The sequence below is a fragment of the Pseudoclavibacter sp. CFCC 13611 genome (assembly GCF_008831225.1).
Lineage (GTDB): Bacteria > Actinomycetota > Actinomycetes > Actinomycetales > Microbacteriaceae > Pseudoclavibacter_A.
The window spans coordinates 130,980-153,938 of record NZ_WBKE01000003.1; the positions used below are offsets into that span (position 1 = coordinate 130,980).

General features: G+C 65.0%; 27 protein-coding genes and 1 tRNA gene. 21 read left to right on the forward strand and 7 right to left on the reverse strand.

Going from position 1 to position 22,959, the window contains the following annotated elements; genetic code table 11:
• Positions 1 to 133: 133 nt before the first annotated feature.
• The 8 genes from F8O08_RS09220 (at position 134) to pstB (ending at position 9,007) form a co-directional block, all read left to right on the forward strand.
• A complete protein-coding gene (locus F8O08_RS09220; RefSeq protein WP_225733320.1) occupies positions 134 to 841 on the forward strand; it encodes a winged-helix domain-containing protein in 708 nt (235 codons plus the stop codon).
• Positions 838 to 1,728 carry a mycothiol synthase gene (gene mshD, locus F8O08_RS09225; protein ID WP_158037134.1) on the forward strand — a complete coding sequence of 297 codons (891 nt, stop codon included), beginning with the start codon at positions 838 to 840 and terminating at the stop codon, positions 1,726 to 1,728. The genes F8O08_RS09220 and mshD overlap by 4 nt, the downstream gene beginning before the upstream one ends.
• 7 nt (positions 1,729 to 1,735) lie before the next feature.
• Positions 1,736 to 3,928 carry an RNA degradosome polyphosphate kinase gene (locus tag F8O08_RS09230; RefSeq protein WP_158043089.1) on the forward strand — a complete coding sequence of 731 codons (2,193 nt, stop codon included), beginning with the start codon at positions 1,736 to 1,738 and terminating at the stop codon, positions 3,926 to 3,928.
• Positions 3,925 to 4,881 (forward strand): NUDIX hydrolase, encoded by a 957-nt coding sequence (locus tag F8O08_RS09235; protein ID WP_158037132.1) that lies wholly within the window; start codon positions 3,925 to 3,927, stop codon positions 4,879 to 4,881. Before F8O08_RS09230 ends, F8O08_RS09235 begins: the two co-directional genes overlap by 4 nt.
• A 230-nt stretch (positions 4,882 to 5,111) precedes the next feature.
• A complete protein-coding gene (locus tag F8O08_RS09240) occupies positions 5,112 to 6,185 on the forward strand; it encodes a phosphate ABC transporter substrate-binding protein PstS (RefSeq protein WP_158037131.1) in 1,074 nt (357 codons plus the stop codon).
• A gap of 127 nt (positions 6,186 to 6,312) precedes the next feature.
• The gene (pstC, locus tag F8O08_RS09245; RefSeq protein WP_158037130.1) at positions 6,313 to 7,272 is read left to right on the forward strand and encodes a phosphate ABC transporter permease subunit PstC; all 960 of its coding nucleotides are present in this window, start codon (positions 6,313 to 6,315) and stop codon (positions 7,270 to 7,272) included.
• Positions 7,272 to 8,174 (forward strand): phosphate ABC transporter permease PstA, encoded by a 903-nt coding sequence (gene pstA / locus F8O08_RS09250; RefSeq protein ID WP_158043090.1) that lies wholly within the window; start codon positions 7,272 to 7,274, stop codon positions 8,172 to 8,174. The genes pstC and pstA overlap by 1 nt, the downstream gene beginning before the upstream one ends.
• A gap of 53 nt (positions 8,175 to 8,227) precedes the next feature.
• Entirely contained in the window at positions 8,228 to 9,007 is a 780-nt protein-coding gene (pstB, locus tag F8O08_RS09255; protein WP_158037128.1) for a phosphate ABC transporter ATP-binding protein PstB, read from the forward strand.
• 58 nt (positions 9,008 to 9,065) lie between these two features.
• Here the strand turns inward: pstB and F8O08_RS09260 are convergent, their stop codons facing one another.
• The 4 genes from F8O08_RS09260 to F8O08_RS09275 all read right to left on the reverse strand — a co-directional run bounded on the left by F8O08_RS09260 (position 9,066) and on the right by F8O08_RS09275 (position 12,678).
• Positions 9,066 to 9,887 (reverse strand): siderophore-interacting protein, encoded by an 822-nt coding sequence (locus F8O08_RS09260; RefSeq protein ID WP_192496789.1) that lies wholly within the window; start codon positions 9,885 to 9,887, stop codon positions 9,066 to 9,068.
• A gap of 168 nt (positions 9,888 to 10,055) precedes the next feature.
• Positions 10,056 to 10,682: a DNA-directed RNA polymerase subunit beta gene (locus F8O08_RS09265; protein ID WP_158037126.1), complete on the reverse strand. Its 627-nt coding sequence runs from the start codon at positions 10,680 to 10,682 to the stop codon at positions 10,056 to 10,058.
• Positions 10,679 to 12,166 carry an MFS transporter gene (locus tag F8O08_RS09270; protein WP_158037125.1) on the reverse strand — a complete coding sequence of 496 codons (1,488 nt, stop codon included), beginning with the start codon at positions 12,164 to 12,166 and terminating at the stop codon, positions 10,679 to 10,681. The genes F8O08_RS09265 and F8O08_RS09270 overlap by 4 nt, the downstream gene beginning before the upstream one ends.
• Positions 12,163 to 12,678: a MarR family winged helix-turn-helix transcriptional regulator gene (locus F8O08_RS09275; RefSeq protein ID WP_158037124.1), complete on the reverse strand. Its 516-nt coding sequence runs from the start codon at positions 12,676 to 12,678 to the stop codon at positions 12,163 to 12,165. Before F8O08_RS09275 ends, F8O08_RS09270 begins: the two co-directional genes overlap by 4 nt.
• Positions 12,679 to 12,788: 110 nt before the next feature.
• Here F8O08_RS09275 and F8O08_RS09280 point away from each other — a divergent pair.
• Positions 12,789 to 12,861 (forward strand) — tRNA-Lys (locus F8O08_RS09280).
• A gap of 14 nt (positions 12,862 to 12,875) precedes the next feature.
• Here the strand turns inward: F8O08_RS09280 and F8O08_RS09285 are convergent.
• The gene (locus tag F8O08_RS09285; protein WP_192497752.1) at positions 12,876 to 13,868 is read right to left on the reverse strand and encodes a tyrosine-type recombinase/integrase; all 993 of its coding nucleotides are present in this window, start codon (positions 13,866 to 13,868) and stop codon (positions 12,876 to 12,878) included.
• A 193-nt stretch (positions 13,869 to 14,061) separates the two neighbouring features.
• A complete protein-coding gene (locus tag F8O08_RS09290) occupies positions 14,062 to 14,661 on the reverse strand; it encodes a helix-turn-helix domain-containing protein (protein WP_158043092.1) in 600 nt (199 codons plus the stop codon).
• Between the two features lie 111 nt (positions 14,662 to 14,772).
• Between F8O08_RS09290 and F8O08_RS09295 the strand changes: the two genes are divergently transcribed.
• From F8O08_RS09295 to F8O08_RS09340, 11 genes are all read left to right on the forward strand, one after another.
• Entirely contained in the window at positions 14,773 to 14,976 is a 204-nt protein-coding gene (locus F8O08_RS09295; protein ID WP_158043093.1) for a helix-turn-helix transcriptional regulator, read from the forward strand.
• Positions 14,973 to 15,692 carry a hypothetical protein gene (locus tag F8O08_RS09300; protein WP_158043094.1) on the forward strand — a complete coding sequence of 240 codons (720 nt, stop codon included), beginning with the start codon at positions 14,973 to 14,975 and terminating at the stop codon, positions 15,690 to 15,692. Before F8O08_RS09295 ends, F8O08_RS09300 begins: the two co-directional genes overlap by 4 nt.
• Entirely contained in the window at positions 15,689 to 15,931 is a 243-nt protein-coding gene (locus F8O08_RS09305; RefSeq protein ID WP_158043095.1) for a hypothetical protein, read from the forward strand. Before F8O08_RS09300 ends, F8O08_RS09305 begins: the two co-directional genes overlap by 4 nt.
• Positions 15,931 to 16,080 (forward strand): hypothetical protein, encoded by a 150-nt coding sequence (locus tag F8O08_RS10870; protein WP_192497753.1) that lies wholly within the window; start codon positions 15,931 to 15,933, stop codon positions 16,078 to 16,080. The genes F8O08_RS09305 and F8O08_RS10870 overlap by 1 nt, the downstream gene beginning before the upstream one ends.
• Positions 16,077 to 16,505, forward strand: a complete 429-nt coding sequence (locus tag F8O08_RS09310) for a hypothetical protein (RefSeq protein ID WP_158043096.1) — start codon at positions 16,077 to 16,079, stop codon at positions 16,503 to 16,505. The genes F8O08_RS10870 and F8O08_RS09310 overlap by 4 nt, the downstream gene beginning before the upstream one ends.
• A 467-nt stretch (positions 16,506 to 16,972) precedes the next feature.
• Complete coding sequence (locus F8O08_RS09315) at positions 16,973 to 17,176, forward strand: hypothetical protein (protein WP_158043097.1); 204 nt, start codon at positions 16,973 to 16,975, stop codon at positions 17,174 to 17,176.
• Complete coding sequence (locus tag F8O08_RS09320) at positions 17,173 to 17,616, forward strand: hypothetical protein (RefSeq protein ID WP_158043098.1); 444 nt, start codon at positions 17,173 to 17,175, stop codon at positions 17,614 to 17,616. The genes F8O08_RS09315 and F8O08_RS09320 overlap by 4 nt, the downstream gene beginning before the upstream one ends.
• Positions 17,609 to 18,523, forward strand: coding sequence for a hypothetical protein (locus F8O08_RS09325; protein WP_158043099.1), 915 nt, complete (start codon positions 17,609 to 17,611; stop codon positions 18,521 to 18,523). Before F8O08_RS09320 ends, F8O08_RS09325 begins: the two co-directional genes overlap by 8 nt.
• Positions 18,523 to 18,792, forward strand: coding sequence for a hypothetical protein (locus F8O08_RS09330; RefSeq protein WP_158043100.1), 270 nt, complete (start codon positions 18,523 to 18,525; stop codon positions 18,790 to 18,792). Before F8O08_RS09325 ends, F8O08_RS09330 begins: the two co-directional genes overlap by 1 nt.
• Positions 18,773 to 20,143, forward strand: coding sequence for a hypothetical protein (locus tag F8O08_RS09335; protein ID WP_158043101.1), 1,371 nt, complete (start codon positions 18,773 to 18,775; stop codon positions 20,141 to 20,143). Before F8O08_RS09330 ends, F8O08_RS09335 begins: the two co-directional genes overlap by 20 nt.
• 23 nt (positions 20,144 to 20,166) lie before the next feature.
• The gene (locus tag F8O08_RS09340; protein ID WP_158043102.1) at positions 20,167 to 20,880 is read left to right on the forward strand and encodes a hypothetical protein; all 714 of its coding nucleotides are present in this window, start codon (positions 20,167 to 20,169) and stop codon (positions 20,878 to 20,880) included.
• A gap of 161 nt (positions 20,881 to 21,041) precedes the next feature.
• On the opposite strand, the gene F8O08_RS09345 is transcribed toward F8O08_RS09340, so the two are convergent.
• Positions 21,042 to 21,437 carry a hypothetical protein gene (locus F8O08_RS09345; protein ID WP_158043103.1) on the reverse strand — a complete coding sequence of 132 codons (396 nt, stop codon included), beginning with the start codon at positions 21,435 to 21,437 and terminating at the stop codon, positions 21,042 to 21,044.
• A 607-nt stretch (positions 21,438 to 22,044) separates the two neighbouring features.
• On the opposite strand from F8O08_RS09345, the gene F8O08_RS09355 reads away from it, so the two are divergent.
• Complete coding sequence (locus F8O08_RS09355; protein ID WP_158043105.1) at positions 22,045 to 22,614, forward strand: hypothetical protein; 570 nt, start codon at positions 22,045 to 22,047, stop codon at positions 22,612 to 22,614.
• Positions 22,615 to 22,959: the final 345 nt, after the last annotated feature.

Genomic DNA, 22,959 nt, shown 5'->3' on the forward strand with positions numbered 1-22,959 from the left:
AGCAGTCTAACCCGTTCCGCACCCCCTCGCGCACGTCCCGAGCAGGGGTATGGATGCGGCTGAGACGCGGCGCTGACGCCGATCGCCCCAGCCTCGACTATGATGAGGTCAACTTTCCCCAGGAAGGCCCCCAGTGTCGAAGCTCGTCGTTCTCACCAGCATGAAAGACGGCGTGCTGCCCGCTCTCACCCTGCTCAGCCACCAGGTCACGACCGTGCAGCCGTCGAGCAGCAGCGTCATGTCATGCATCGACGCCGACGTCGTTCTCGTCGACGCTCGGGCCGACCTGCCTGCCGCGAGACAGTTCTGCTCGCTGATGGCCGCCTCTCATCTCGATGTCGCGGTCATTCTGGTCGTGACCGAAGGCGGACTCGCCGCGATCAGCCGCGACTGGGGCGCATCCGACTTCATTCTGTCGACCGCCGGGCCGGCCGAAATCGACGCTCGCATACGTCTGGCCCGGCGCATCAGCGCAGCCGTCGAGCAGGACGGCCCCTCGGTCATCCGCGCTGCCGGGCTCACCATCGACGAAGCCAGCTACTCGGCGCGCATCAACGGCAAACCGCTCGATCTCACGTACAAAGAGTTCGAGCTGCTGCGCTTTCTCGCCGGCCGCCCCGGCCGAGTGTTCACCCGCGAGCAACTGCTCAGCGAAGTCTGGGGCTACGACTACTTCGGCGGTACGCGAACAGTGGACGTGCACGTGCGTCGTCTGCGCGCCAAGCTCGGCGAGCTCGACTCGCTGATCGGCACCGTGCGCAACGTGGGCTATCGCTTCAACCCGGTCGATCAAGAGCGCCCCATAGCCGCGGCGAACGGCGCCAGCGGAGCGGGCTTGTGATCGTCTCGGCGATCGACGGGCCACGGCCGGTGCGCCACGCCGACCTGCGAGCGCTGCGCGACCTCGCCGCACGAGCGTTCCAGGCTGACGGAGCCCAGCCCTTCAACGACCACTCATGGAGCCAGCTGAGCGAGGGTCAGGCCCGCGTGGCACTGATACACGCCGACGAGAAGACGCTGGCTGCCGCCGCAGTCGTCACCGGCGACGAATTCGAGCTCGTGGTCGCCCCTGACGCGCGCCGACAGGGGCTCGGCAGGCGACTGTGGCAGGCAGCGGTCGGCGCCGGCGGACGCCTCGTCTGGGCCCACGGGGGGCTTGACGAGGCTCGGGCGCTCGCCACGGCATGCGGCGCCGTCGCGATTCGCGAGCTGCTGCTGATGCAGCTGCCGCACCATGCGCTGCTGGAGCTGACCGATTCCGACGCACCTACCCGGACGCTGCCAGACGGGCTCGAGCTGCGGACCATGCAGACCGGCCGCGACGAGCAGGCCTGGCTCGATCTGAATGCGCGGGCCTTCGCAGCGCATCCAGAGCAGGGCCAGATCACCGCTGACGATCTCGCCGCGCTGCAGCGCGAGAGCTGGTACTCGCCCGACGACGTGCTGCTGCTCTGGCAGGCTGACGAACTTGTCGGGTTCAACTGGACGAAGATAGCCCCCGGCCCCGACGGCAGACCCGAGGGCGAGATCTACGCGATCGCGGTGAGCCCCGACCACAGCGGACGCGGTCTCGGACGGGTGCTCATGGAGCACGGCCTTCGCCATCTGGCAGAGAGCGTCGCCGACGTGTCGCTGTATGTCGAAGCAGACAATGCGCCTGCCCTCGCGCTGTACCGGCGACTCGGTTTCGAAGAGCGTTCACGAGATATTCATTGGCAGGTGAGATGATTGAGGAATGAGCGAACCGTCACAGCAGACTAAGACGAAGAACAGCCAGGGGAAGAGCACCGTCACAGAGCCTTCGCCCACGGCCGCAGCAGAGCCGAAGAGCGCACAGCTGCCACCTGACCGCTATCTGGATCGAGAGCTCTCGTGGCTGGGGTTCAACGAGCGCGTGCTGGAGCTGGCCGCAGACCCCGGACTGCAGCTGCTCGAGCGAGCTTCGTTTCTGGCCATCTTCGCAAACAACCTCGACGAGTTCTTCATGGTGCGCGTCGCCGGCCTGAAGCGCCGCGTGGCACTCGGCATCGCCGTTCCCGCCGTTTCGGGCTACGCCCCGCTCGAGCTGCTCAGCGCGATCTCGAAAGAGGCACACCGTCTGCAGGAGCGTCAGTCGAGCATCCTGCACGAGCACGTTCTGCCAGAGCTCGAGAAGGTCGGCATCGGCATCTCGCACTTCGACGACCTCGATCAGGCCGACCGCGCTCGTCTGCGCACCTACTTCGATGAGAAGGTCTTTCCGATCCTGACCCCGTTGGCGGTCGATTCGGCGCATCCCTTCCCGTACATCTCCGGCCTCTCGCTCAACTTGGCCGTGATCGTGCGCAACCCCACGACAAACAAGCGCGAGTTCGCCCGCGTCAAAGTGCCGCAGTCACTGCCCCGCTTCATTCGCGTCGGCGAGATCGGCGACGCACAGACGCATTTCGTCCCGTTGGAAGAGCTCATCTCTGCGCATCTCGACCAGCTCTTCCCCGGCATGGAGGTTGTCGAGTCGCACGCCTTCCGCGTCACTCGCAACGAAGACCTCGAGGTTGACGAAGACGAGGCGGAGAATCTGCTGCAGGCACTTGAGAAAGAGCTTCTGCGCCGCCGTTTCGGCCCGCCGGTTCGCCTCGAGGTGGCCAGCGACATCAACCCGACGATCCTCGAGCTGCTGGTCAGCGAACTGGGCGTGCAGAACGAAGACGTCTACAAGCTGCGCGAGCCGCTCGACCTCACCGGCCTGTTCGCCATCTCGGGGCTGAACAGACCCGAGCTGCACTACCCTGTCGCCGTTCCCGTCACCAATCGCTTTCTGCAGGACATCGAGCCGCATCAGCACACCGAGTTCTTCGGGGCGATTCGCAAGCAGGACATCCTGCTGCATCACCCCTACGAGTCGTTCGCGACCAGCGTGCAGGCGTTCCTGGAGCATGCTGCGGCTGACCCGACCGTGCTCGCCATCAAGCAGACGCTGTACCGAACCTCGGGCGACAGCCCGATCGTGCAGGCACTGATCGACGCGGCTGACGCAGGCAAGCAGGTGCTTGCCCTCGTCGAGATCAAAGCACGCTTCGACGAGGCCAACAACATCTCGTGGGCGCGCAAGCTCGAACGCGCAGGCGTGCACGTCGTCTACGGTCTGGTCGGGCTGAAGACGCACTGCAAGCTCTCGCTCGCCGTGCGCGAAGAAGAGGGCCGTCTGGTGCGCTACAGCCACGTCGGCACCGGAAACTACAACCCGAAGACCGCACGTCTCTACGAAGACCTCGGCCTGCTCACCGCCTCCGAGGAGGTCGGAGCCGACCTGGGCCGGCTGTTCAATCACCTCTCGGGATACTCGGCCGAGTCGGACTACAACCGTCTGCTGGTCGCCCCCAAGACCATTCGCACGGGCCTGATCGATCTGGTCGACCAAGAGATCGCGCATGCACGCGCAGGCAAGACGAGCGGCATCAAGATCAAGGTCAACTCGCTGGTCGACGAGCAGATCATCGATTCGCTCTATCGTGCCAGCCAGGCCGGCGTTCCCGTCGAGGTCTGGGTGCGCGGCATCTGCGCACTCAAGCCGGGCGAGCCGGGGCTCAGCGAGAACATCACCGTGCGCTCGGTGCTCGGTCGCTTTCTCGAGCACTCGCGAATCTTCTGGTTCGCGAACGAGGGCGACCCGATCGTGTACATCGGCAGCGCCGACATGATGCATCGCAACCTCGATCGTCGTGTCGAGGCGCTCGTGCGGCTGGTCGACCCCGACCAGATCTCAGAGCTCACCGATCTGCTCGCGATGGGTGTCGCCGACACTACCTCGTCATGGCACCTCAGCGCAGACGGCAGCTGGAAACGTCACTACCTCGACGATCACGGCAACCGGCTGCTCGATGTGCAGGAGGAGCTCCTGCGCATCGCCGCGACGCGCAAGGCTCGGGCCCGGGCGAAGCGCAAATGATCGTCGCCGCCGGAGTGCTCTGCTGGCGACGCATCGCCGGCGAGCCCTACATTCTGGTCATCCACCGCGCTGCCCATGATGACTACTCGTTTCCCAAGGGCAAACAGGACCCAGGCGAGAGCGTGCCTGAGACGGCCATTCGCGAGCTGCGCGAAGAGAGCCGGATTCGGGCCGCTCTCGGGCCGTATCTCGACGCCGTGCACTATCACGTCGGGGGCAAGCCCAAGGTCGTGCACTACTGGACCTCTCAGATCTCTGCCGAGCAGGTCAAAGACAGTGCGAAGCACTTCTCGCCGAATCATGAGGTCGACGAGCTGCTCTGGCTGCCCTTCGCAGAAGCGCAGCGACTGCTGACCTACGACTTCGACCGCGAGCTGCTCACTCGACTCGAGGGTCAGCTGCCCACACTCGACCGCCCGATCCTCACGGTGGGGGTGCTGCGACACGCCAAGGCCACATCCCGTGTCGACTGGAGCAAAGGCGAGGCCAGCCGCCCGCTGACCTCGCACGGACAGTCCCAGTCCACACACCTGACTGCGCTGCTGCAGTGCTGGGGAGCGTTCCAGCAGATCGTGACGAGCCCGTGGCAGCGCTGTCTGTCGACAGTGCAGCCGTATGCGACAGCCTGCGGAACGCGCGTGCGTCGTGCCAGCGAACTCACCGAGACCGACTATGCCACCGACCCCGAGGCCTCGGAGCATCTGGTCACCGACGTCGTCTCGCAGGGGCGTTCGGCTCTCTTCTGCACCCACCGGCCGGTGCTTCCGGGCGTACTCTCAGCAGTCGGCGCGCTCATCGACGAACCGGCCCGCGCCCTGCTGCTCTCACACGCCACGCTGGCACCAGCAGAGCTGGTGATCGCGCAGATCGCCCAGACGGGCGACGCCGAGCACCCGTTCGAACTCGTCACGGTGGCGACCTACGCTCCCTTCGACGAAGAGAATGAGAGCTGACCTGCCTGGCCGCTGAGCGAGCACGGCAACCTGCCCGGGGCATCCCTCCACGAGATGACCCGGGCAGACTGCTCTCTGCACAGAGTTACTCGACGACCTGAACGGCCCACCGTCGTTCACCTCCCGTTAAGACGCTGGTGAGAATCCCGACACCGAGCCTCCGTAGGTTGAGAGTCGAACCGGGCCGCTTCTCACTGCGGCCGCATGCAAGAAACCTGAAAGGGTACATCGTGAAGAAGACTCGCCTCATCCAGGCCGCCGCACTGCTCGGCGTCGCCGCTATCTCGCTGTCGGCCTGCGCCAGCAACGAGAGCGGCAGCAGCTCATCGACCTCTTCGCTGAGCGGTCAGATCAGCGGCTCGGGAGCTTCGAGCCAGAGCGGCGCGCAGGAGGCATGGAAGGCCGGCTTCACCGCTGCGAACTCGGGCGTGACCGTCAACTACGACCCCGAGGGCTCGGGCGCAGGCCGAAAGGCGTTCATCGGCGGCACCGCCGACTTCGCGGGCAGTGACGCCGCTGTCAGCACCGATGAGCTGGCCGGCAAGTTCGCCGCCTGCAAGACCAGTGACATCGTCGAGATTCCCGCGTACATCTCGCCCATCGCCGTGGCCTTCAAGCTCAACGGTATCGACTCGCTGAGCTTGGACGCTCCGACGATCACCAAGATCTTCGCCGGTCAGATCACCAAGTGGAACGATCCGGCCATCGCCGACCTCAACTCGGGCGTCGACCTGCCCGACACCACCATCAAGGTGATCTTCCGCGGCGACGAGTCGGGCACCACTAAGAACTTCCTGAACTACCTGAAGTCAGAGGCCGCTGACGCCTTCGGCGGCGCAGAGGTCGGCGAGACCTTCCCCTTCGCCTCAAACCCGAACGCACAGTCGGCTCAGAAGACCCAGGGTGTCAAGCAGGCGCTGAGCAGCGCAGAGGGTGCCATCGGCTACCTCGACGCCTCTCAGGCCGGCGACCTCGGCACTGTCGCCGTCAACGGCGTCAAGTACTCGGCCGACGCTGCCGCCAAGATCGTCGAGCACTCGAAGCTCGTCGACGGCCGTGGCGACGCCGACCTGGCGTACAAGCTCGACTACAGCGTCGAGGGCGCCTACCCGATCGTGCTCGTCAGTTACCTGATCGGCTGCCAGGAGTACCAGACCGAGGGCAAGGGCGAACTCGTCAAGGCGTACTTCGAGTACGTCATCAGCGCCGACGGCCAGAAGCAGGCTGCCGACCATGCCGGTTCTGCTCCGCTGAGCGACGCCGTCACTGAGAAGGCCAAGACCGCGGTCAACGCGATCAAGTAGTCCGAAACACCCGGCTCGCCCATCGCGAGCCTCGCTGAGGCGGAGCGACATTCCTTCGTCGCTCCGCCTCAGTCGTCTTTCAGCAGTTCTCTTCCACGCTCCTCTACGTTCTGACCCGATGGGAATCATGAGCACTACCGCAAGCCCTCAAGTCGCTCCGCGGGCGAAACAGCGCCCTGGCGACATCATCTTCTCGCGCACCTCGCTCATCGCCGGCGTGCTGATCCTGGTCATCCTCGCCGGCGTCGCGATCTTCCTGGTCGGGCAGGCACTGCCCGCGTTCGGAGCATCGCGGGCGAACGGCGACATTCCCGGCACGGCAGGCGACAACGTCTGGGAGTACGTCGGGCCGCTCGCCTTCGGCACGCTGTGGGTCGCCCTGATCGCCCTCCTGATCGCCTTTCCGTTCTCGATCGGCATCGGCCTGTTCATCTCGCACTACGCGAACCGCAAGTTCGCTCAGGTTCTCGGCTACGTCATCGACCTCCTGGCCGCCATCCCCTCAGTCGTCTTCGGCCTTTGGGGCATCGCAGTGCTCGCGCCGGCCATCAAGCCCTTCTACGACTGGCTGTCGACCTACCTCGGATGGATCCCGCTGTTCGCCGGCCCGGTCGCCAACCCAGCCACCTCGGTACTGACCGCAGCCATCGTGCTGGCGATCATGATCCTGCCGATCATGACTGCCATGAACCGTGAGGTCTTTCTGCAGACTCCTGCGCTGCACGAAGAGGCCGCCCTCGCTCTCGGCGCCACGCACTGGGAGATGATCAAGATGGCCGTGCTGCCCTTCGCACGCCCGGGCATCATCTCAGGTGCGATGCTCGGCCTCGGCCGCGCGCTCGGCGAGACCATGGCTGTCGCCATGGTGCTCTCGGCTACGCCCGGGCTGGTCAGCTTTGCTCTCTTGCAGGGTCAGAACCCGAACACTATCGCCGCCGCTATCGCGCAGAACTTTCCCGAGGCCTCAGGCACCAAGATCAGCGTGCTGATCTTCGGCGGTCTCGTGCTCTTCGTGATCAGCATCGCCGCCAACCTCGGCGCACGCTGGATCGTCAACCGCCGCAAGGAATTCTCAGGAGCCAACTGATGAGCACAGTCAACACCCTCTCTGCCTCTTCGGCGTTGGCCGGCAACAGCCGACGGCGCAAGACCAAAGACGTCTCGATGCGCGTGGTCGTCTGGGGCGCATTCATCATCGCGCTGATTCCGCTCATCTCACTCCTGTGGGTCGTGATCTCGAAGGGTCTCTCGCGTTTCGACGGCGAGTTCTTCAGCAGCTCGATGCAGGTGCCCTTGGGCGCTCCCGGCGGCGCGATCCACGCCATCATGGGCACGCTCATCGTGACCGGCTGGACGGCGCTGATCTCAGTGCCGATCGGTCTGATGACTGCCGTGTACCTCGTCGAGTACGGCCACGGCAAGCTCGCCAAGTCGATCACGTTCTTCGTCGACGTGATGACCGGCATCCCCTCGATCGTCGCCGGCCTGTTCGCCTTCTCAGTGTTCGTGATCTTCTTCGGCGCCGACGCGAAGATGGGCATCACCGGTGCAGTCGCACTGTCGGTGCTCATGATCCCGGTGGTCGTGCGCTCGACCGAAGAGATGCTTCGCCTGGTGCCAAACGAGCTGCGAGAGGCCTCGTACGCCCTCGGCGTGCCGAAGTGGCTCACCATCGTCAAGGTCGTGCTGCGCACCTCGGTGGCCGGTATCATGACCGGTGTCATGCTCGCCCTCGCCCGCGTCATCGGTGAGACAGCCCCGCTGCTGGTCACCGCTGGGCTCGCTTCGAACATGAACTACAACGCGTTCTCAGAGCGCATGACGACCCTGCCGGTGTTCGTGTACAACCAGTACCAGAACCCCGGCATCGACGCCGACCCGTACTATGCGCGAGCCTGGGCCGGTGCGCTGACCCTGGTGCTCATCGTCATGGTGCTGAACCTCGCGGCGCGCATCATCGCCAAGATCTTCTCGCCGAAGTCGCGCTAGCACCCACCGATCATCTTTGACTCGCAGACCCACATCGTAAGGATTCACAGAACATGTCAAAACGCATCGTCGCCAAGGATCTCAACGTCTACTACAGCAAGTTTCTGGCCGTCGCCGATGTCAACATGGACATCGAGCCGAAGTCAGTGACCGCCTTCATCGGCCCCTCAGGCTGTGGCAAGTCGACGTTCCTGCGCACGCTCAACCGCATGCACGAGGTCATCCCCGGCGCCCGCGTCGAGGGCGAAGTGCTGCTCGATGGCGAGAACCTCTACGGCCCGGGCGTTGACCCGGTGCTCGTGCGCCGCCAGGTGGGCATGGTGTTCCAACGCCCGAACCCGTTCCCGACCATGTCGATTCGCGAGAACGTGCTGGCCGGCGTCACTCTGAACAACAAGCGCATCTCGCGCAGCGACGCCGACGAGCTCGTCGAGAAGTCGCTGCGGGGAGCAAACCTCTGGAACGAGGTCAAAGACCGACTCGATGCCCCGGGATCGGGTCTCTCGGGTGGTCAGCAGCAGCGTCTCTGCATCGCGCGCACGATCGCGGTGAAACCCGACGTGGTGCTGATGGACGAGCCCTGCTCGGCCCTCGACCCGATCTCGACGCTGGCCATCGAAGACCTGATCGAAGAGCTGAAGCTGCAGTACACGATCGTGATCGTGACGCACAACATGCAGCAGGCCTCACGCGTCTCGGACAAGACCGCGTTCTTCAACATCGAGGGCACCGGCAAGCCGGGTCGCCTCATCGAGTACGACGACACGCGCAAGATCTTCGCCAACCCGACCGAGAAAGAGACCGAGGACTACATCTCGGGTCGCTTCGGGTAAAGCGAACACCGGCCTGCCGTCGGCTTCGGAGGGGGAAGCCGACGGCGTCAGTGCCGGGTCACTCCGGATCGCTGGGATCAAGCGGGGCGTGATGGTCAAGTGCCACCACGCCCCGCTTCCAGTATCCCTGGACGTCAAGATCACGGCGGTCGAGCGTCTCAAGACCGCGCAGATGACGCCGCACCGGAATCAGCGCCGACGCCTCGCCGGCTGCCCACACGAACGTGCCCGCCGCAAAGTCGATCCCGGCGACAGCATCCTCGAGAGCCGATGACGGCGCATCCGCGGGCACCCAGTTCAGACTGGCGATGCGGGCTCGCAGCCGCGCGTCGAGATACTCGGCATCGGCCTCGTAGGTGCCCCACACGATCACGTCGATCACCGTGCGACCCGGCAGCGCCTCGAGCCAGCGGGCCAAGGCGGGCAGCGCGGTCACATCCGCGATCAGCACGGCGCGAGCGGCTTCAAGCGGAGCCGTGCGCGATCCACGCGGGCCCGCGATCACCAAGTGGTCTCCGACGGCCGCCGCACGCGCCCAGCTGGTCGCCGGTCCGCCTTCGTGCAGCGCGAAGTCGATGTCGATCTGCGCCTCGTGCCCGCTCTCGGCGGCACGCCATGCGCGTGGGGTGTAGTCACGGCTGGTCAGCGGCGCATCAGGGCGTCGCAGGCGGCCCTCGGCATCGACGGCGGGCGCGTTGATCACCCCGTGCTCGTCAGGCAGGAAGAGCTTGACGTGATCGGCTGGTCCGGGGGCGAGAAAGTCGTCGAGCGTCGGCGACGAGAAAGTAATTCGCCGCATGGAAGGCGAGACCTGCGAGACGGCGCTGACCGTCACCTCGCGAACTCTGAGGTCATGGCGGATGCGCTGGCGGTCGAGCATGTCGGATCCTGTCTCTCTCGGGGAGGCAGCCGATCGGCACGTCATCGCCCTCGATCAGAAGTGGTGTGGCCAGGCCGCGAACGCCTCTCGGCGGAAGGCCGCTCGAAGCGGCAAAAGTTGGAGCCCGGGGTTACACGACCTGGCCAGCTCCCGTTGCCGAGAGCCATGTCAGTCTAGGGCATCCTGCGTCCAGAGCACAGCCCCCCTGCGAAAGACCACGACCATGTCGGTGAGCGTCCCGGCCTGGCGGGTGAGTCGTGCAGCCGCATCCGGCTCGGCGAGCTCGATCACGTCGACGTGTGCCAGGCAGCCGGCCGCGAGAACGCTGCAGAACGCCGCCGCCTGCATCAGAGCCAGGTGGAAGTCGCCGCTGAAGACGCCGCGCAGGATGCGTTCGCTGAGTCGCTGCACCTCGAGCACCTGTGCGGGCGTGTCTAGCCCGGTGACGATCGGGTCTGCGGTGCTCAGCCGCCGGGCCCCGAGGTCGTAGAGCGCGGTCACCTCTTCGGTCGACGCCATGATCAGGCTGCGCAGCAGATAGATGCGCCAGAGCACGCCGGGCAGACTCTCGGCAGAGGCGGTCGCCCAAAGCTCCGTGATCGTTTCGACGCCGTGCTCGTCGGTGTAGTGAGACAGTCGTTTGAGCACGTTCTCATCGTCCATGCCTCGAGCCCGAGCCATCAGAGTTCGGGCGGTCTCATGAGCTAGGCGGTAGACCGCCGCCGGGTCGGCTGCGCCTTCGATTCTTTCGAACTCCCCGTCGCCGAAGAGCACGGGTCTGTGGTGTTCTCTCACCGCTCCAGTGTATGCGGAGGCCTCTGCCGCCGCTGCACTCGGCGACGCCGTCCGAGCCTGTCGACGTCGATCACGGCGATCTCGGTCGTCACGGTCGAGACCGGCTGAGTGACAGGCTGCCGATCGCTGTCGCCACCGGCCCCCGCGTGCCCAGCTCTGGGCTTCGAGGCGGCCGCAAGATCGACATCCGCCGGTGTGCGAGCCTCACCCCCGTCGAGCTCGATGACGAAGGCATGACGCAGCCCGCCGTCGGGGTTTCGGTGCAGACGGCCATGGTGCGTGAGAAAGAGCCACCAGGCAGCCGCTCCTGCTGCTACCAGACCCGAGGCTGCGGCGACGACCAACGACCAGCGGGGGCCGAACGTGTTCGCCACCCAGCCGACCAGCGGTGCGCCGAACGGGGTTCCGCCCATCAGCAGCGCCATGTAGAGCGCCATCACGCGGCCGCGCACGGTGGGGGCACTGGTCAGCTGCACGTAGCCGTTGGCGCTTGCCAGAATGGTCTGCGTGCACAGCCCCAGCGCGACCAGTGCGATCGCGAAGGTGAGCAGCGTCGGGGCGAAGGCGGCTCCGAGCATGACGAAGCCGAAACCGACGGCGCCGAGCATCACGCTGCGCAGCCGAGGCCGTTCGAGAGAGGCGCTGATGAGCGCACCGACGAGCGAGCCGATGCCGAGCACCGACGAGATGACGCCGTACTCCTGCGCCCCCTGCTGATACGTGACGGTGACCATCGCCGAGAGCAGAACAGGAAAGTTCATGCCGAACGTGCCGATCAAAAAGATCATCAGCATCACGAGCTGCAGATCGGAGCGTCCGCGCACGTAGCGGATGCCCTCGAGGATGCCGCTGGTGCGCGCCGTCTTGGGCGTGGTCGCGACGGGTTCGCCGTAGTAGTCGCGAGGACGAATCAGCAGCAGCGCCGCGATCACCCCGACGAAGGTGAATCCGTTGATCACGAACACCCAGCCCGCGCCGACGATGGCGATGAGCACACCGGCGACGGCCGGGCCGGCCATGCGCGAGAGGTTGAACGACGTGGAGTTGAGCGCGACCGCGTTGCCGACCGCTCCACGGGGAACCAGGTCGCTGACGAACACCTGACGGGCCGGGGTGTCGAACGCACTGACCACGCCGAGGGCAAGGGCGAAGGCATAGATGTGCAGCAGATCGGGGCTGCCGAGCAGCACCCAAGCGCCCAAGGCGAAGCCGAGCAGCCCCATGACGATCTGGGTCACCAACAGCACACGACGACGCTGGAACCGGTCGCACACCATTCCGGCCAGCGGCGTCAGCAGGAGCTGCGGGCCGAACTGCAGCGCCGTGATGACGCCGACGGCAGCCGCGTCGTGGTCGGTGAGCTGGGTCAGAACGATCCAGTCTTGGGCCGTGCGCTGCATCCACATGCCGACGTTCGAGACCAGCGCGCCGGCGAACCAGCAGCGATAGTTGCGCACCGCGAGCGAGCGAAAGGTCGAGATCATCGGGCGGCGACCTCGCTGAGGTATGCGGCGGCGCGGCCGAGCTCGGCGCGCTGCTCGGCGGTGAGAGCCGCGAGCTGCCGCCCGAGCCATTCGTCGCGGTGAGCCCGGGTGCGGTCGGCTTCGACTCGGCCGGATGCCGTGATGCGCAGTCGCGTCACGCGACGGTCGGTCTGCGACTGCTCGCGCTCGACGAGACCGGCCTCGACCAGATGCGACACAGTGCGGTTCATCGACGGAGGGCTGACCATGACGATCTCGGCCAGCGACCCCAGCGTCTGCTCGCCGCTGCGGTCGAGGGTGAGCAGCACGGTCAGCTGGGCCGGAGTGACGCCGCCGGGGTTCTCTGAGCGCAGCCGCCGGTTGATACGAGCCACCGCAGTGCGCAGCTCTTCGGCGAGGTCGGCGATCGTGCGGAGCGAGGCGGGGTCAGAGCCGTCAGCGATCGCCGGAGCCGGCGGAGTCGACTGGGGCTGTGATCGGGAGACAGGTTCAGAGGTAGAAGAGACACTCATGTTGGCTACAACACTAGACAATTAGTTAGCCTAAGTAAATAGGAGCGCTGGTAGCGAAAGGTTCGGCGATTGTGGCAGAATGATGGGCGGTGCGCCGCAAAGCGCACTGGGCCCCTCTAGCTCAATCGGAAGAGCAGCGGACTTTTAATCCGCGGGTAGAGAGATCGAAACTCTCGGGGGGCACGTTTGGCCCGGGATCACGCGGGAGTAGCGCCCTCAGCATCGCTACTTTTCGCGTGATCCCGCGCTTTTCCCCCACTTTGCATCGCGACCTGCAGCGCTGCGGCAGCAGCCGAGGTATCGAGTTTCCTGCGCAAATACACGTCTTCGGTCATGCTCGGCCGTGCGTGTCCGAGGTAGTCGGCGATGGCTCTGGCGCTGAGACCGGCGGCGTCGAGCGCGGTCGCGACGGTCTTTCTGAACGCGTGTGTCGTGAGTTCTGGGTATCCGAGGGCGGCGCGACACGCCCGGAGCTGCTTGTTCACGAGAGATGGGTCTCGTGGTTTGTCGTGGCTGGCTGGGAACACGAGGTCTGAGAGCACGACCCGGTCGGCCAGGAGTTTCACGGCGTCGGCTGGCAGGGTGATCGTGCGGCGGCTCTGGTCGGTCTTCGGCCGGTCTTGTCGGATCATGCCCTCGCCTGGCACGCGGGCGGCTGTAGCGGCCACTGTGAGAGTCCCGGCGTCGAGGTCGATGTCATCCCACCGGAGTGCGCACGCTTCACCTACACGCAGCCCTGTGGCGAGCAGGAGCAACAGCAGGTCTGTGAGGTCGCGTTCGGCGACGAGTTTGTTCGTGGCGATCGCTGTGCGCAGTGCTGGTACTTCGTCTGGCGGGATTGCTTGTGCGCCGACGGGGCGTGGTCGTTTCATCTTTGGCAGCATGCGCATGGGGTTCTGGTTGAGCGCGCCGTCTTCGATTGCGATGTCCAACGCACCTGAGAGCACCGATCTCGCGGTCTTCGCGATGCCCGCTCCCCTGGTTGTCGCGGTGGCGCGCAGCCACTTCACAATGCGTCCAGGCGTGGCCTCGAGTAGCGTCAGCTCGCCACAGCCGTCGGGCCCAGTGATGACGCCGGCTACTGAGTCGTAGCTGCGGATGGTTGCTTGTGCGGTGTCGGCGTCTTGACGTTTGCGCTCGGTGAACCGGTCGACGAGATTAGCGACGGTCGTGGCCGTAGTCGTGTCCACACCGGTGCCCGATTTGAGCACGTCTCGTATGGCGATCGTCGCGAGGCGGCGGGCTTGTGCTTCGGTCTCGGCGCGGCGTTGTATCTGGGTGCGACGGCCGTCCCATGTTCGGTATCGGCCGCGGGCTTCCCACGTGTTGTCATCGACTTGGTGTACCGCGATCGACCCAGCCGTTCCCGGCACCAGACGAGCCCTAGGCATCCGTGTCGCCGCCAAACTCAATACCGAGAGCCCGTGCTTCTGATTTGAGTCTGTCGACGAGAGCCGCGGCCTCACCCTCAGCCTCGTAGTCAGCCGCAGGAGGATAGTCGAGGTTGTCGACCTTCGTCTGATACTCGGACTGCTCAGCGCGAGCTATGCCCTGCAGAAGTCCGAGCTGCTGATAGGTCTCGCCGCGCGCAGCTGTGTTGTCTGCAGAGAGCTCACCTACGTGATCTGACCATCCCATGAACCAAACAATGACATCCCACGTTGATCGCTCCGTAGGGCGCAGTTCCCAGGACTGGGATACGCGATTGAAAACCCGGTCATTCACCGTCACGGTCTGATCGGGTTTAGTCACGTCGACCACCAAGGCCACAGGCGGGACCCTCAAGGCCCACGCGATGCCGAGGAGCAGGCTGAAGTCGAGCGTCTTGCGCGCCGTTTCGCTGCTGCTCTTCTGAGACTCAATCTGCGAAAGAGTCCCCCGGCTCAACCCAGGGACTAGGTCAGCGAGCTGTTGCTGCGACCATCCATTGAGTCGGCGGTAGTTACGGATACGCCAGCCGATTTGCTTGAGCTCAATCTCCATTCTGCAAGTCTATCGACAGAAGTTGCTAGTGATCTTGACATTCTCCCATCGGAACACTTATGGTCGTTACCAGAGCACAGCTGCTCGTATTACTAGCAACAGGAGGGCAAGATGACCACTGCATCACCTACGGCAGAACGGGTCTGGGACATTCACCGACTCGCCGAAGAGCTCGGCGTCGCGACCGCGACGATCTATCGCATGCGCAGCGAGGGGGCTTCGCTCCCACGGGCGTTCAAGATCGGCCAACAGCTGAGATGGCGGCCGGCTGACGTCGCCGCGTGGATGGAATCGCAACTCGAGGAGGCGAAATGACCGACGAACGAAAAGAGGCCCCGGCGCATTGGAGTGCGCACGAGGCCAGCATCAACAAACCAACCGAGTTCGAAACGACAGGATCGAAGATGACTTCACACAACGTTACAGCAGACGACCTTCCCACGCAGCCCTGGTGGGCGACGTCGATGCAGCCGGCCGCGCTGCCCGGCGACGAGATTGAGATGCTGGCGACCACGGATGAGAGCAACCTGGACGGTGACGCAAGCGTGCGGGTCGAGCAGCCCTTGTACCGGCTCGCTGACGGCAGCACGATGGCCGACATGATGTCGATCCGGTTGCGTGGCGGTGAGCTCGCCGGTACCGGTGCTTCGATCATCGACATCAGCTCGTCTGAGGCGGCTCTTGTTCTGGCAGGCGATCTTGCTGGTGCGGCTGGTCTGGTCGATCTGATCGAGGCTCGCGCTGAGGGGCGTGCTGGTGCCGATGGTGCGCCCGCATGGTCGACGCGAACGACCGAGGCTCCCGACGGCACGACGCTGTACGTCAGCGATTCGGTTGGTGAAGGCCGCACGAAGGCATGGCTGGACGGCATCCGGTTCCCGAACGCGAAGACAGAGGTTTCGTTCTGCATCGCGACCCGTGGCGGTGACGTCGAGGTGCACACGACCGCTGAGGCGCGCGCGCTCGGTCTGGGTCTGCTCAAGCTGGCAGCGCAGCGTGAGGCTGCCGAGAACGAGGGGGTCCAACGATGAGCACTCTGTTCAACCGCCTCTGCACCATAGACATCGAAGAAGCCGCCGACCAGGACGGTCAGCCAGTGTTGCAGGTTAGCCACGATGACGGTCAGTTCAGCCTCGACCCCGGCGAGATCGGCCCGGTCGTACTCGAATTGCTCCGTGTCGGCAGGGAGATCGCTGAGGGCCGCGAGGTGCGGCGGCCGCTCGACTACGCGGCCGAACCGCAGCAAGACGGCGTCGGAGGTGGGCTCTGATGCGGTGCATCATCGCGTCGGCCGCCGTCAGCGTCGGCAACATCTTCGCACTGTGCCCGGCCCTCACAACCGTTGCGACCGCGCTGTTCGTCGTCGGCGGCGTGCAGATCGTCCTGGGCGAGGTGTCCGGGAGGGGCGTGACGAGGTGAGTCTGAGCGCGCGCATCTGGGCGATGTCGTTGATCGCGCGGCCAGTGACGCCGACCGAGAAGCCGTCGAAGAAGGGTGGTTTCATCCGGAAGATGTCGCCGGCAGAGAAGCTCGTTCTGCTCGTGATCGCCGACCTCGAGAACATCGAACTCGGGTACGCCTACCCAACGCTGCAGCAGCTCGGCGAGAAGGCGTGCTGCACACCCGAGTACGCCCGCCGTGTAGTCAACATGTTCGCCGAGATCGGCTGGGTGCGCATCGCTAAAGAGAAGTACGGGCGGGCGGAACACGCCAACAACCGTTACTACCTGCCGAAGGTGCCGAACGATATACGGGCGAAGGATGACCCATGGATGGCCGCCCGTGACAGGAACGGCGACCCGCTCGATGACGTTGAGCCGCAGTTCGTCGGGAGCCCGCCTTAGACGACGACCCGTACTGAGTAAGTGTGCCGGGGTGAACTGAGTTCAGTGACCACCCTTACTGAGTTCACTGACCACACTGACTGAGTTCACTTTCGACCCTTACTCAGTACGCCCTATCTCAGAAGGTATCTCGTGAAGGTATCTCGTGAAGGTATCTGCCTCGATTCTCGCTGAGAACCGAGATGACGACGACATAACCAGAGCAGGAGATTCCATTGAAGTCAAAAGAAGCTACCAAGAGAGCCGAGAAGGTGTTCGTACTCACCTCGACTCGCACGGTTCACCGGTTGGACTGCGGCTGTCTGCGCCGCTTGTACTCAGACGGCCGTGCACTTGAAGAGGGCAGCCAAGGCCCGAGAGTCGTTGACCGGCGTGTGAGCGTCACCGACCTGCAGACGATGCGGAGCAGGTATCACGCGTGTCTGATATGTCGGCCGGCGGTTCCTGGTCAGCGGATTGTGCCTCGTGTGCGGGCGAAACATGCTCGCGCGCTGACTGTGTTCGACGTTGGCCGTATCGACGCGGAGCGTGGGGAGATCGTTCGTCTGGTGATCACGGCCGGTCGTGTCGACGTGTCGTTCTCCTCAGGCGAGACCGTGGGCTTCGCACCCGATGACGAGCTGAGGCTCGAGTGCGGGGGCGCGGGCGTGATCGAGGCGTTGACGCAGTGACAGACGACGAACGCATGGAGGGGGTGGACAACTTGGGCTCGATCAGAGCTTTGACGACGAAGGGAAACACGTTGACAGATATACGAACGTTGTTGGCGGTGGTCGAGGTGCAGCGCACCATCATCGCTGAGCAGGGCGAGCTTCTTGCTGGGGCGGCGCCGAGAGATATGGGCCGGTTGCGGGCTCTTGAGTCGGCGTTGTCGATTGTTGAGGATCGCAAACCGATGGCCCCGGTTCGGGGCAGCACTGTTGGCCGCGCGGTGGCGGCCGAGGTTGCGAAGCATCCCGAGGGGGTGACGCCGGCGGAGCTGTGTTCATGCTGGCCGGAGGTGCGGCGGAGCACGGTGCAGAACCGGATGGCGAGGGCTGCTGAGTTCGGGCTGATCCGTCGTCTCGCGCCTGGCCTGTACGGGCCGTTGGAAGGGGGCGACGATGAGTGACCTGTTCGCTGACGTGGGGAGGATGCTGTTCGACCCGCACACGCAGCCGGGGTCTGTGGGGCTCCGGCAGGATGGCTGCGGCTTGTTCTATGCGGGGGCGGTGAACGTCCTTGAGGGGCGCGCTGAGGTCGGCTGGTTGATCTCGGCGGTCGTGGCCGCGCAGATGCTTGAGACGGGCGGCAGTGTTCTGGTCGTTGACGTCGACGGCAACGACCCGTGGCCGCTGCTGGACGTGCTCGACGGGCTGGGCGTGTCGACTGCCGCGCTGTGTAGCCGTGACCGGTTCCGGTTCGCGCAGCCCGCTGACCGTGGCGAGCTGTTGCGAGTCGTGGAAGATGCCGGGAGCTGGCACCCGAGCGTTGTGCTTGTGGGGTCGCTGGGGTCGATGCCGGGTCTGATGGGTGGATCACCCCAGGACGGCTGGTCGGAGTCGCTGCGCCTTGTCCTTGAGGCGTTCGCTGGTACTGGGGCGGCCGTGATCGGTCTCGACGTGTGTGACGGTGACGAGCCTGCGGTGTTCGGTCGTGGCGGGCTGGGCGCGTCGGTGTCGGGCTCTCGTCTGCGGGCGGAGCAGATGTCCGGTCACCGGGCGATGCTCCGTGTCAGAGCAGACCGTAGAGGGGCAGTGAGGGCGATGGGCGCCAAGGTGGGCGAATGGTGCGTCGCGGCCGTATTCGAGTCTCAGACGGACGCAGGCGGTCGCACAGGACGGTTCGTGCCGGTCTCAAACGGCGACGGGGTCATGCTGACGCCGGCAAACGCCGTGAAGACCATCTCGCCGCGCATCGGGTACCAGCACATCATCCGCGCTGCGAACGAGGTGCTCGACGGGCAGTTGACCGACACCGGCGCCCCGATCGCCAACGCGATCGCGAAGCGCGCTCTCGAACTGCAGGAGGCGAACTGATGGCGCGTAACAAGGGCCCGTTTGAAGTGCGTGAGAGCAGGCGGTTCGGGCGACGGGTGCTCGAGGTGCTGCGCGACGGCCAGGTGATCGCCTGGGCGAACCCGTGGCACGCGATCCGGCTCGCTGACGACCTCGTCGACGGCGCCGAACGCATCGAGCTCGCGAAACGCAGGAGAGCCCATGAAGAGAAGACCCGCGAACAGACCACCGGGCCGGCCGAAGAGCCGCCCGCCACGAAGGAGACCAACCATGACCATCGCGAAAACTAGATTCGAGCCGGGAACCGACGACTGGTGGCTGCACCGGTTGCTCGACCAGCGCGAGAACGACCGCCGGCGGATGATCCCGTTGCGAGATCACTTCGCAGGCGAGCCGCCCGTACGATCTGGCGATAGTCTGCAGGAGCACTCGCCGGAGCAGCGAGCGTGGGAGGCGTTCAAGGAGGCGTCCCGCACGAACATCGCCCAGCTGATCGTCAGCGCGCCGGCGTCGCGGATGCGCGTACGCACCGTGCGCTCATCGACTGCCGGAGACGATGCCGCTGACCGGATCGTCCAGGGTGTGTACGACGCGTCACACCTCGCCGACCAGCTGCCAGCAGTGTTCACGGACATGTGCGTCTACGGTGCCGGCTACCTGCTGGCCGGTGTCGAAGGCCTACGCCGCCTCGACCCGTGGGCGGTAGCAGTCGAACCAGCCGCCGACCGGCCGTGGGAAGCGCGCGCAGCGATCGTACTCGGCCGTGACGACACTGCTGGCCTCGAATACGTCGACCTGTACCGTGAGCTACCCGACGGCAAGATCGTCGTGCGTCGAGCAGTCGCAGCAGCACCATCACCGGACTCGTGGCGGCAGCTCGCGTCTTGGGAATGGGCGGGCGCCGCGAAGAGCGTGCCCTGGGCGACAACAGTGCCCGTACTCCGAGCCCTCGCACCGGGCGGACGTGGACAGTTCGAAGCGCACAAGTCCTCGCTGGACCGGCTCAACACGTTGGTCTTCAACCGCACGGTCATCATGACGATGCAAGCGTTCCGGCAACGCTACCTCTCGGGCAACCTGCCGCAGTACTACCCCAAGGGCCACCCGAACGAGGGTGAGGAGATCGACTACAACGCGATCTTCCAGTACGGGCCGGCGGCCATGATTCGTCTGCCCGCGAACGTCGAACTCAAAGAGCTGCAGCCGACGGATACGACACAGTTCACAGCGGCCATTCAGCAGGAGCTCAAGAACGTCGCGGCCGTGACAGGCACGCCGCTCTACATGCTCGTCCCCGACGCAGTACAAGGCTCGGCGACAGGTGCGGCGATCGCACGCGAAACACTCGTTGCCAAGACCAGACAGCTGGCGACACGCGCCGGCAGCGTCATCGGCGAGGGCATCGCAGCCACAGCGGCGGCACAAGGCACACCGGTCGCCGGCCGAGTGCGAATCGGATGGGAACCATTCGAGTCGACCTCCCTGGCAGAGCGCGCCCAATCCGCTTCACAGCTCGCCGCCGTGCTCCCACTCAAGACGATCTGGCGCGAAGTCTTCCAGTTCACGCCAGAGCAGATCGAGCAGGCAGAGCTCGACCTCGACGACCAGAACTTACTCGCCAACAACCCGATCAACAACTGACCCCAACGAAAGAGAGACACACCATGTCACACGCAACGAAGAAGCCACTGCTCGTCGGGCACCTCATCGACAGAGGCGACTGGCGCAGCCCAGCCGTCGAGACCATCCTGCAAGCCCTGCCCGGCATCGAAGACCTGCAGGAACGCGCCGAGCGAATCACCTCGTTCGCCGCGTGCGTGCCGGAGTACAACCAGCCGGTCATCACCGACGCGCTGCTCAACGCGAAGACCCCGGTAGAGGCAACGAGGATCCTCGAAGACGCCGAACGCGCCCAAGCACGACACAAAGTGTTCGAGCAAGAACTCGCCCAAGCGCGCCGCGCCCACGACGGTGCAGTCTCCGCCTGGGTGCAGGAACACACAACCGAGATTCAGTCCTACGTGCTCGAACATTTGCAGATCATCGTCGACGCCGTCCCGAACGCCATCAAACGGCAGATCGCCGAACAGTACGACCTGCCAGTCCCCAAGGGCGCACGCCTGCTCCCAGAACTCGTCGAGGAGTTCGAGACCCTGCACCGTGCATCTCGGGAGCTCCTGGGCACCTCCCGACAGTCCGTGCCGGACAACCACCTCACCATCGTGCACCCCGACAATCTGACCAAGCTCGCACAGGTCGGCGTCGGCACCGGAGAAGTCCTGCGGGTTATCGCGCAGACCGGCGCACGACTGTGGGCACCAACGGCCGTCCAGCTACGCGACGCAGCCGCAAAGGTTCGCCGAGAATCAGCGCAGTAGACTCGATACGACGACCGGGCATGACTAATCCAAGTGCGGACTGCTATCACCCACTGACACGCCCGGCAGCGCCCCGGCGGTTACCGCAACCGCTGGGGCCCGTCCCAAGCCTCACCCGAACGGCCCCGACACGCATCACGCTGCCGGGGCCGTTCTGCAGATCACCCCCAGGCGAAACCAGCCCGCAGACCAGCGGCCGGCCCTCGATAGTCGGCGAACGCCGCAGCCACCTGCCGAGCGACCGTCTCACCACGCACCTCACCGTGCTCGACCTTCGTTTCGGCCGGCCCCTGCGGCGGCACAGACTGCGACCAGCACACGCCGTCCCAGTACCGCCACCAGCCCGACTGCCACGCATCTGGATACCAGCCCACAGCAGGCACACCAGACGCCCCCACGACCGCACCGTGGGCACGCCGAGCCCGAGCCGCACCGCCCGCACGGACAGCCGCGACCACGCCCACAGCAGCCAGACCGAACAGCCCAGCCAGCACACGGCCGAACACCTGCAACGCCACCACAGGCAGCCCCACGATCAAACCCTTGAACAGCCCCATGTCACTCGCCCTTCTTCGCAGCCCACGCCTGCACCTTCGCAGACCGGGCACGCATCTCAGCCATACGCTCAACACTCGCCCGAGACCAACCCTCGACCTCACCGATCACAGCATCGGGCTCAAGCAACTTCCCAGCCCGCAACGCAGCCACGAACGTGGACTTCGAGATGCCCAACGCAGCCGCAGCCTCAGCACGCGACAAGAACCTGCGCGTGCTCATGCCGCCACTCGCTCAGCCAGCCCAGCCATCACAGCGCCGAAGTCTGCCTGGCACTCAACCGTGTAATCACTCATGTTCCACTCCTTCGTCTCGAACCCGATGACCACACACTACACACAAACGAACGCGATACACAAACACACACGACCGATTGCACAACTTCGATCAAAGAACTGCAGGGTTTTCGAGCACCAAAAACACGCCGAAACCCCATAATCTGCAAGGGCACCCCCGGCCTGGGGTCCCCCCACCCCAGGAATCACAAGTGACCGCCCCGCGTCTGTTGCTCGCTATCTGTACGAGTCTGGGGGGTTTTCGAAAGGGCCATATTCTGTACACTATAAGTAGGGCATTTCGTGGTGTTTCGTGTACGCAATAGGAGTGGTTGTGATCGGTTTCTGGGAGCGTGAGCGGGAGACGTTCGAGGGTTGGGTGGCTGCCCGGTTCGAGCAGTTCCGTCGGGAGACGAACGCCGAGGTGCTGTCACGCAGGAAGACTGCTTGGGCTCACCGTGTCGGCCGGCCGTTGCCGAGGTGGCTGAACACTGACGAGGTTCTGCAGGGCTGGTCGGGGCCGTGGGAGACACTCAAGGCGGGTGGCTGGTATTCGGAGGAGTTCGTGCGCTGGGTCGAGGAGGATCAGCAGGCGCGGCGGATCACGTGGCGTCAGTGGCGCATGTCGGCGGCCAAGCACAAGCAGGAGCCGACGTCGGAGGACTGGCACGAGTCGGTGCCAGCGTTGCAGGACTTGGCCGAGTACAAGCGCCTGGCCGCGTCGTTCGACACGCTGGTCGGTGAGGCTCGCGAGGCGGGTGTGCCGTGGTCGGTAATCGCCGACGCTACGGGCCTGGGCCGGGCGACGCTGTGGAACCGGCGGCGCGTCCACGGGGCGCCACGGCTGCTGCTGCAGCGCGCGCACATGGCACCGGTGGAGAGAGACACCTCTGGGCCGTTCTGAGTCTGTCCAGCAGGCGATGAGCACGGCGCTGGTGCTGGTCGGTGCCGGACGCACGAAGGGAAGCTATGCGTACATCGGGGCCGGCATCTTACGTTGAGTTACTATGAGGCCTATGCAAAATTGGGGGCAGTGGAGGGGTGCGGCGCGCCGGCTTTCCATGTACTATAACCAAATAGGTAACGGTGTTGTCTCTTGAGACTTAGCTACCAGACGAAGCGCATCATGCAGATTTGTACGGACGAAAAGGCCATGAGAAAAGCCTATTCCGATCCAAGGATGCAGCGAGGCATAAAAAACCGTCTCAACGAACTGCGAGCTGCGAACACTCTGCAGGAGCTTGCCGGT

Bases quoted from the DNA above. Each gene is read 5' to 3' on its own strand.
- F8O08_RS09295 (WP_158043093.1), top strand. From the start codon at position 14,773: ATGACCACTGCATCACCTACGGCAGAACGGGTCTGGGACATTCACCGA.
- F8O08_RS09330 (WP_158043100.1), top strand. From the start codon at position 18,523: ATGGCGCGTAACAAGGGCCCGTTTGAAGTGCGTGAGAGCAGGCGGTTC.
- pstC (WP_158037130.1), top strand. From the start codon at position 6,313: ATGAGCACTACCGCAAGCCCTCAAGTCGCTCCGCGGGCGAAACAGCGC.
- F8O08_RS09300 (WP_158043094.1), top strand. From the start codon at position 14,973: ATGACCGACGAACGAAAAGAGGCCCCGGCGCATTGGAGTGCGCACGAG.
- pstA (WP_158043090.1), top strand. From the start codon at position 7,272: ATGAGCACAGTCAACACCCTCTCTGCCTCTTCGGCGTTGGCCGGCAAC.
- F8O08_RS09235 (WP_158037132.1), top strand. From the start codon at position 3,925: ATGATCGTCGCCGCCGGAGTGCTCTGCTGGCGACGCATCGCCGGCGAG.
- F8O08_RS09325 (WP_158043099.1), top strand. From the start codon at position 17,609: ATGAGTGACCTGTTCGCTGACGTGGGGAGGATGCTGTTCGACCCGCAC.
- F8O08_RS10870 (WP_192497753.1), top strand. From the start codon at position 15,931: ATGCGGTGCATCATCGCGTCGGCCGCCGTCAGCGTCGGCAACATCTTC.
- F8O08_RS09290 (WP_158043092.1), bottom strand. From the start codon at position 14,661: ATGGAGATTGAGCTCAAGCAAATCGGCTGGCGTATCCGTAACTACCGC.
- F8O08_RS09275 (WP_158037124.1), bottom strand. From the start codon at position 12,678: ATGAGTGTCTCTTCTACCTCTGAACCTGTCTCCCGATCACAGCCCCAG.
- F8O08_RS09340 (WP_158043102.1), top strand. From the start codon at position 20,167: ATGTCACACGCAACGAAGAAGCCACTGCTCGTCGGGCACCTCATCGAC.
- F8O08_RS09230 (WP_158043089.1), top strand. From the start codon at position 1,736: ATGAGCGAACCGTCACAGCAGACTAAGACGAAGAACAGCCAGGGGAAG.
- F8O08_RS09345 (WP_158043103.1), bottom strand. From the start codon at position 21,437: ATGGGGCTGTTCAAGGGTTTGATCGTGGGGCTGCCTGTGGTGGCGTTG.
- F8O08_RS09260 (WP_192496789.1), bottom strand. From the start codon at position 9,887: ATGCTCGACCGCCAGCGCATCCGCCATGACCTCAGAGTTCGCGAGGTG.
- F8O08_RS09270 (WP_158037125.1), bottom strand. From the start codon at position 12,166: ATGATCTCGACCTTTCGCTCGCTCGCGGTGCGCAACTATCGCTGCTGG.
- pstB (WP_158037128.1), top strand. From the start codon at position 8,228: ATGTCAAAACGCATCGTCGCCAAGGATCTCAACGTCTACTACAGCAAG.
- F8O08_RS09305 (WP_158043095.1), top strand. From the start codon at position 15,689: ATGAGCACTCTGTTCAACCGCCTCTGCACCATAGACATCGAAGAAGCC.
- F8O08_RS09335 (WP_158043101.1), top strand. From the start codon at position 18,773: ATGACCATCGCGAAAACTAGATTCGAGCCGGGAACCGACGACTGGTGG.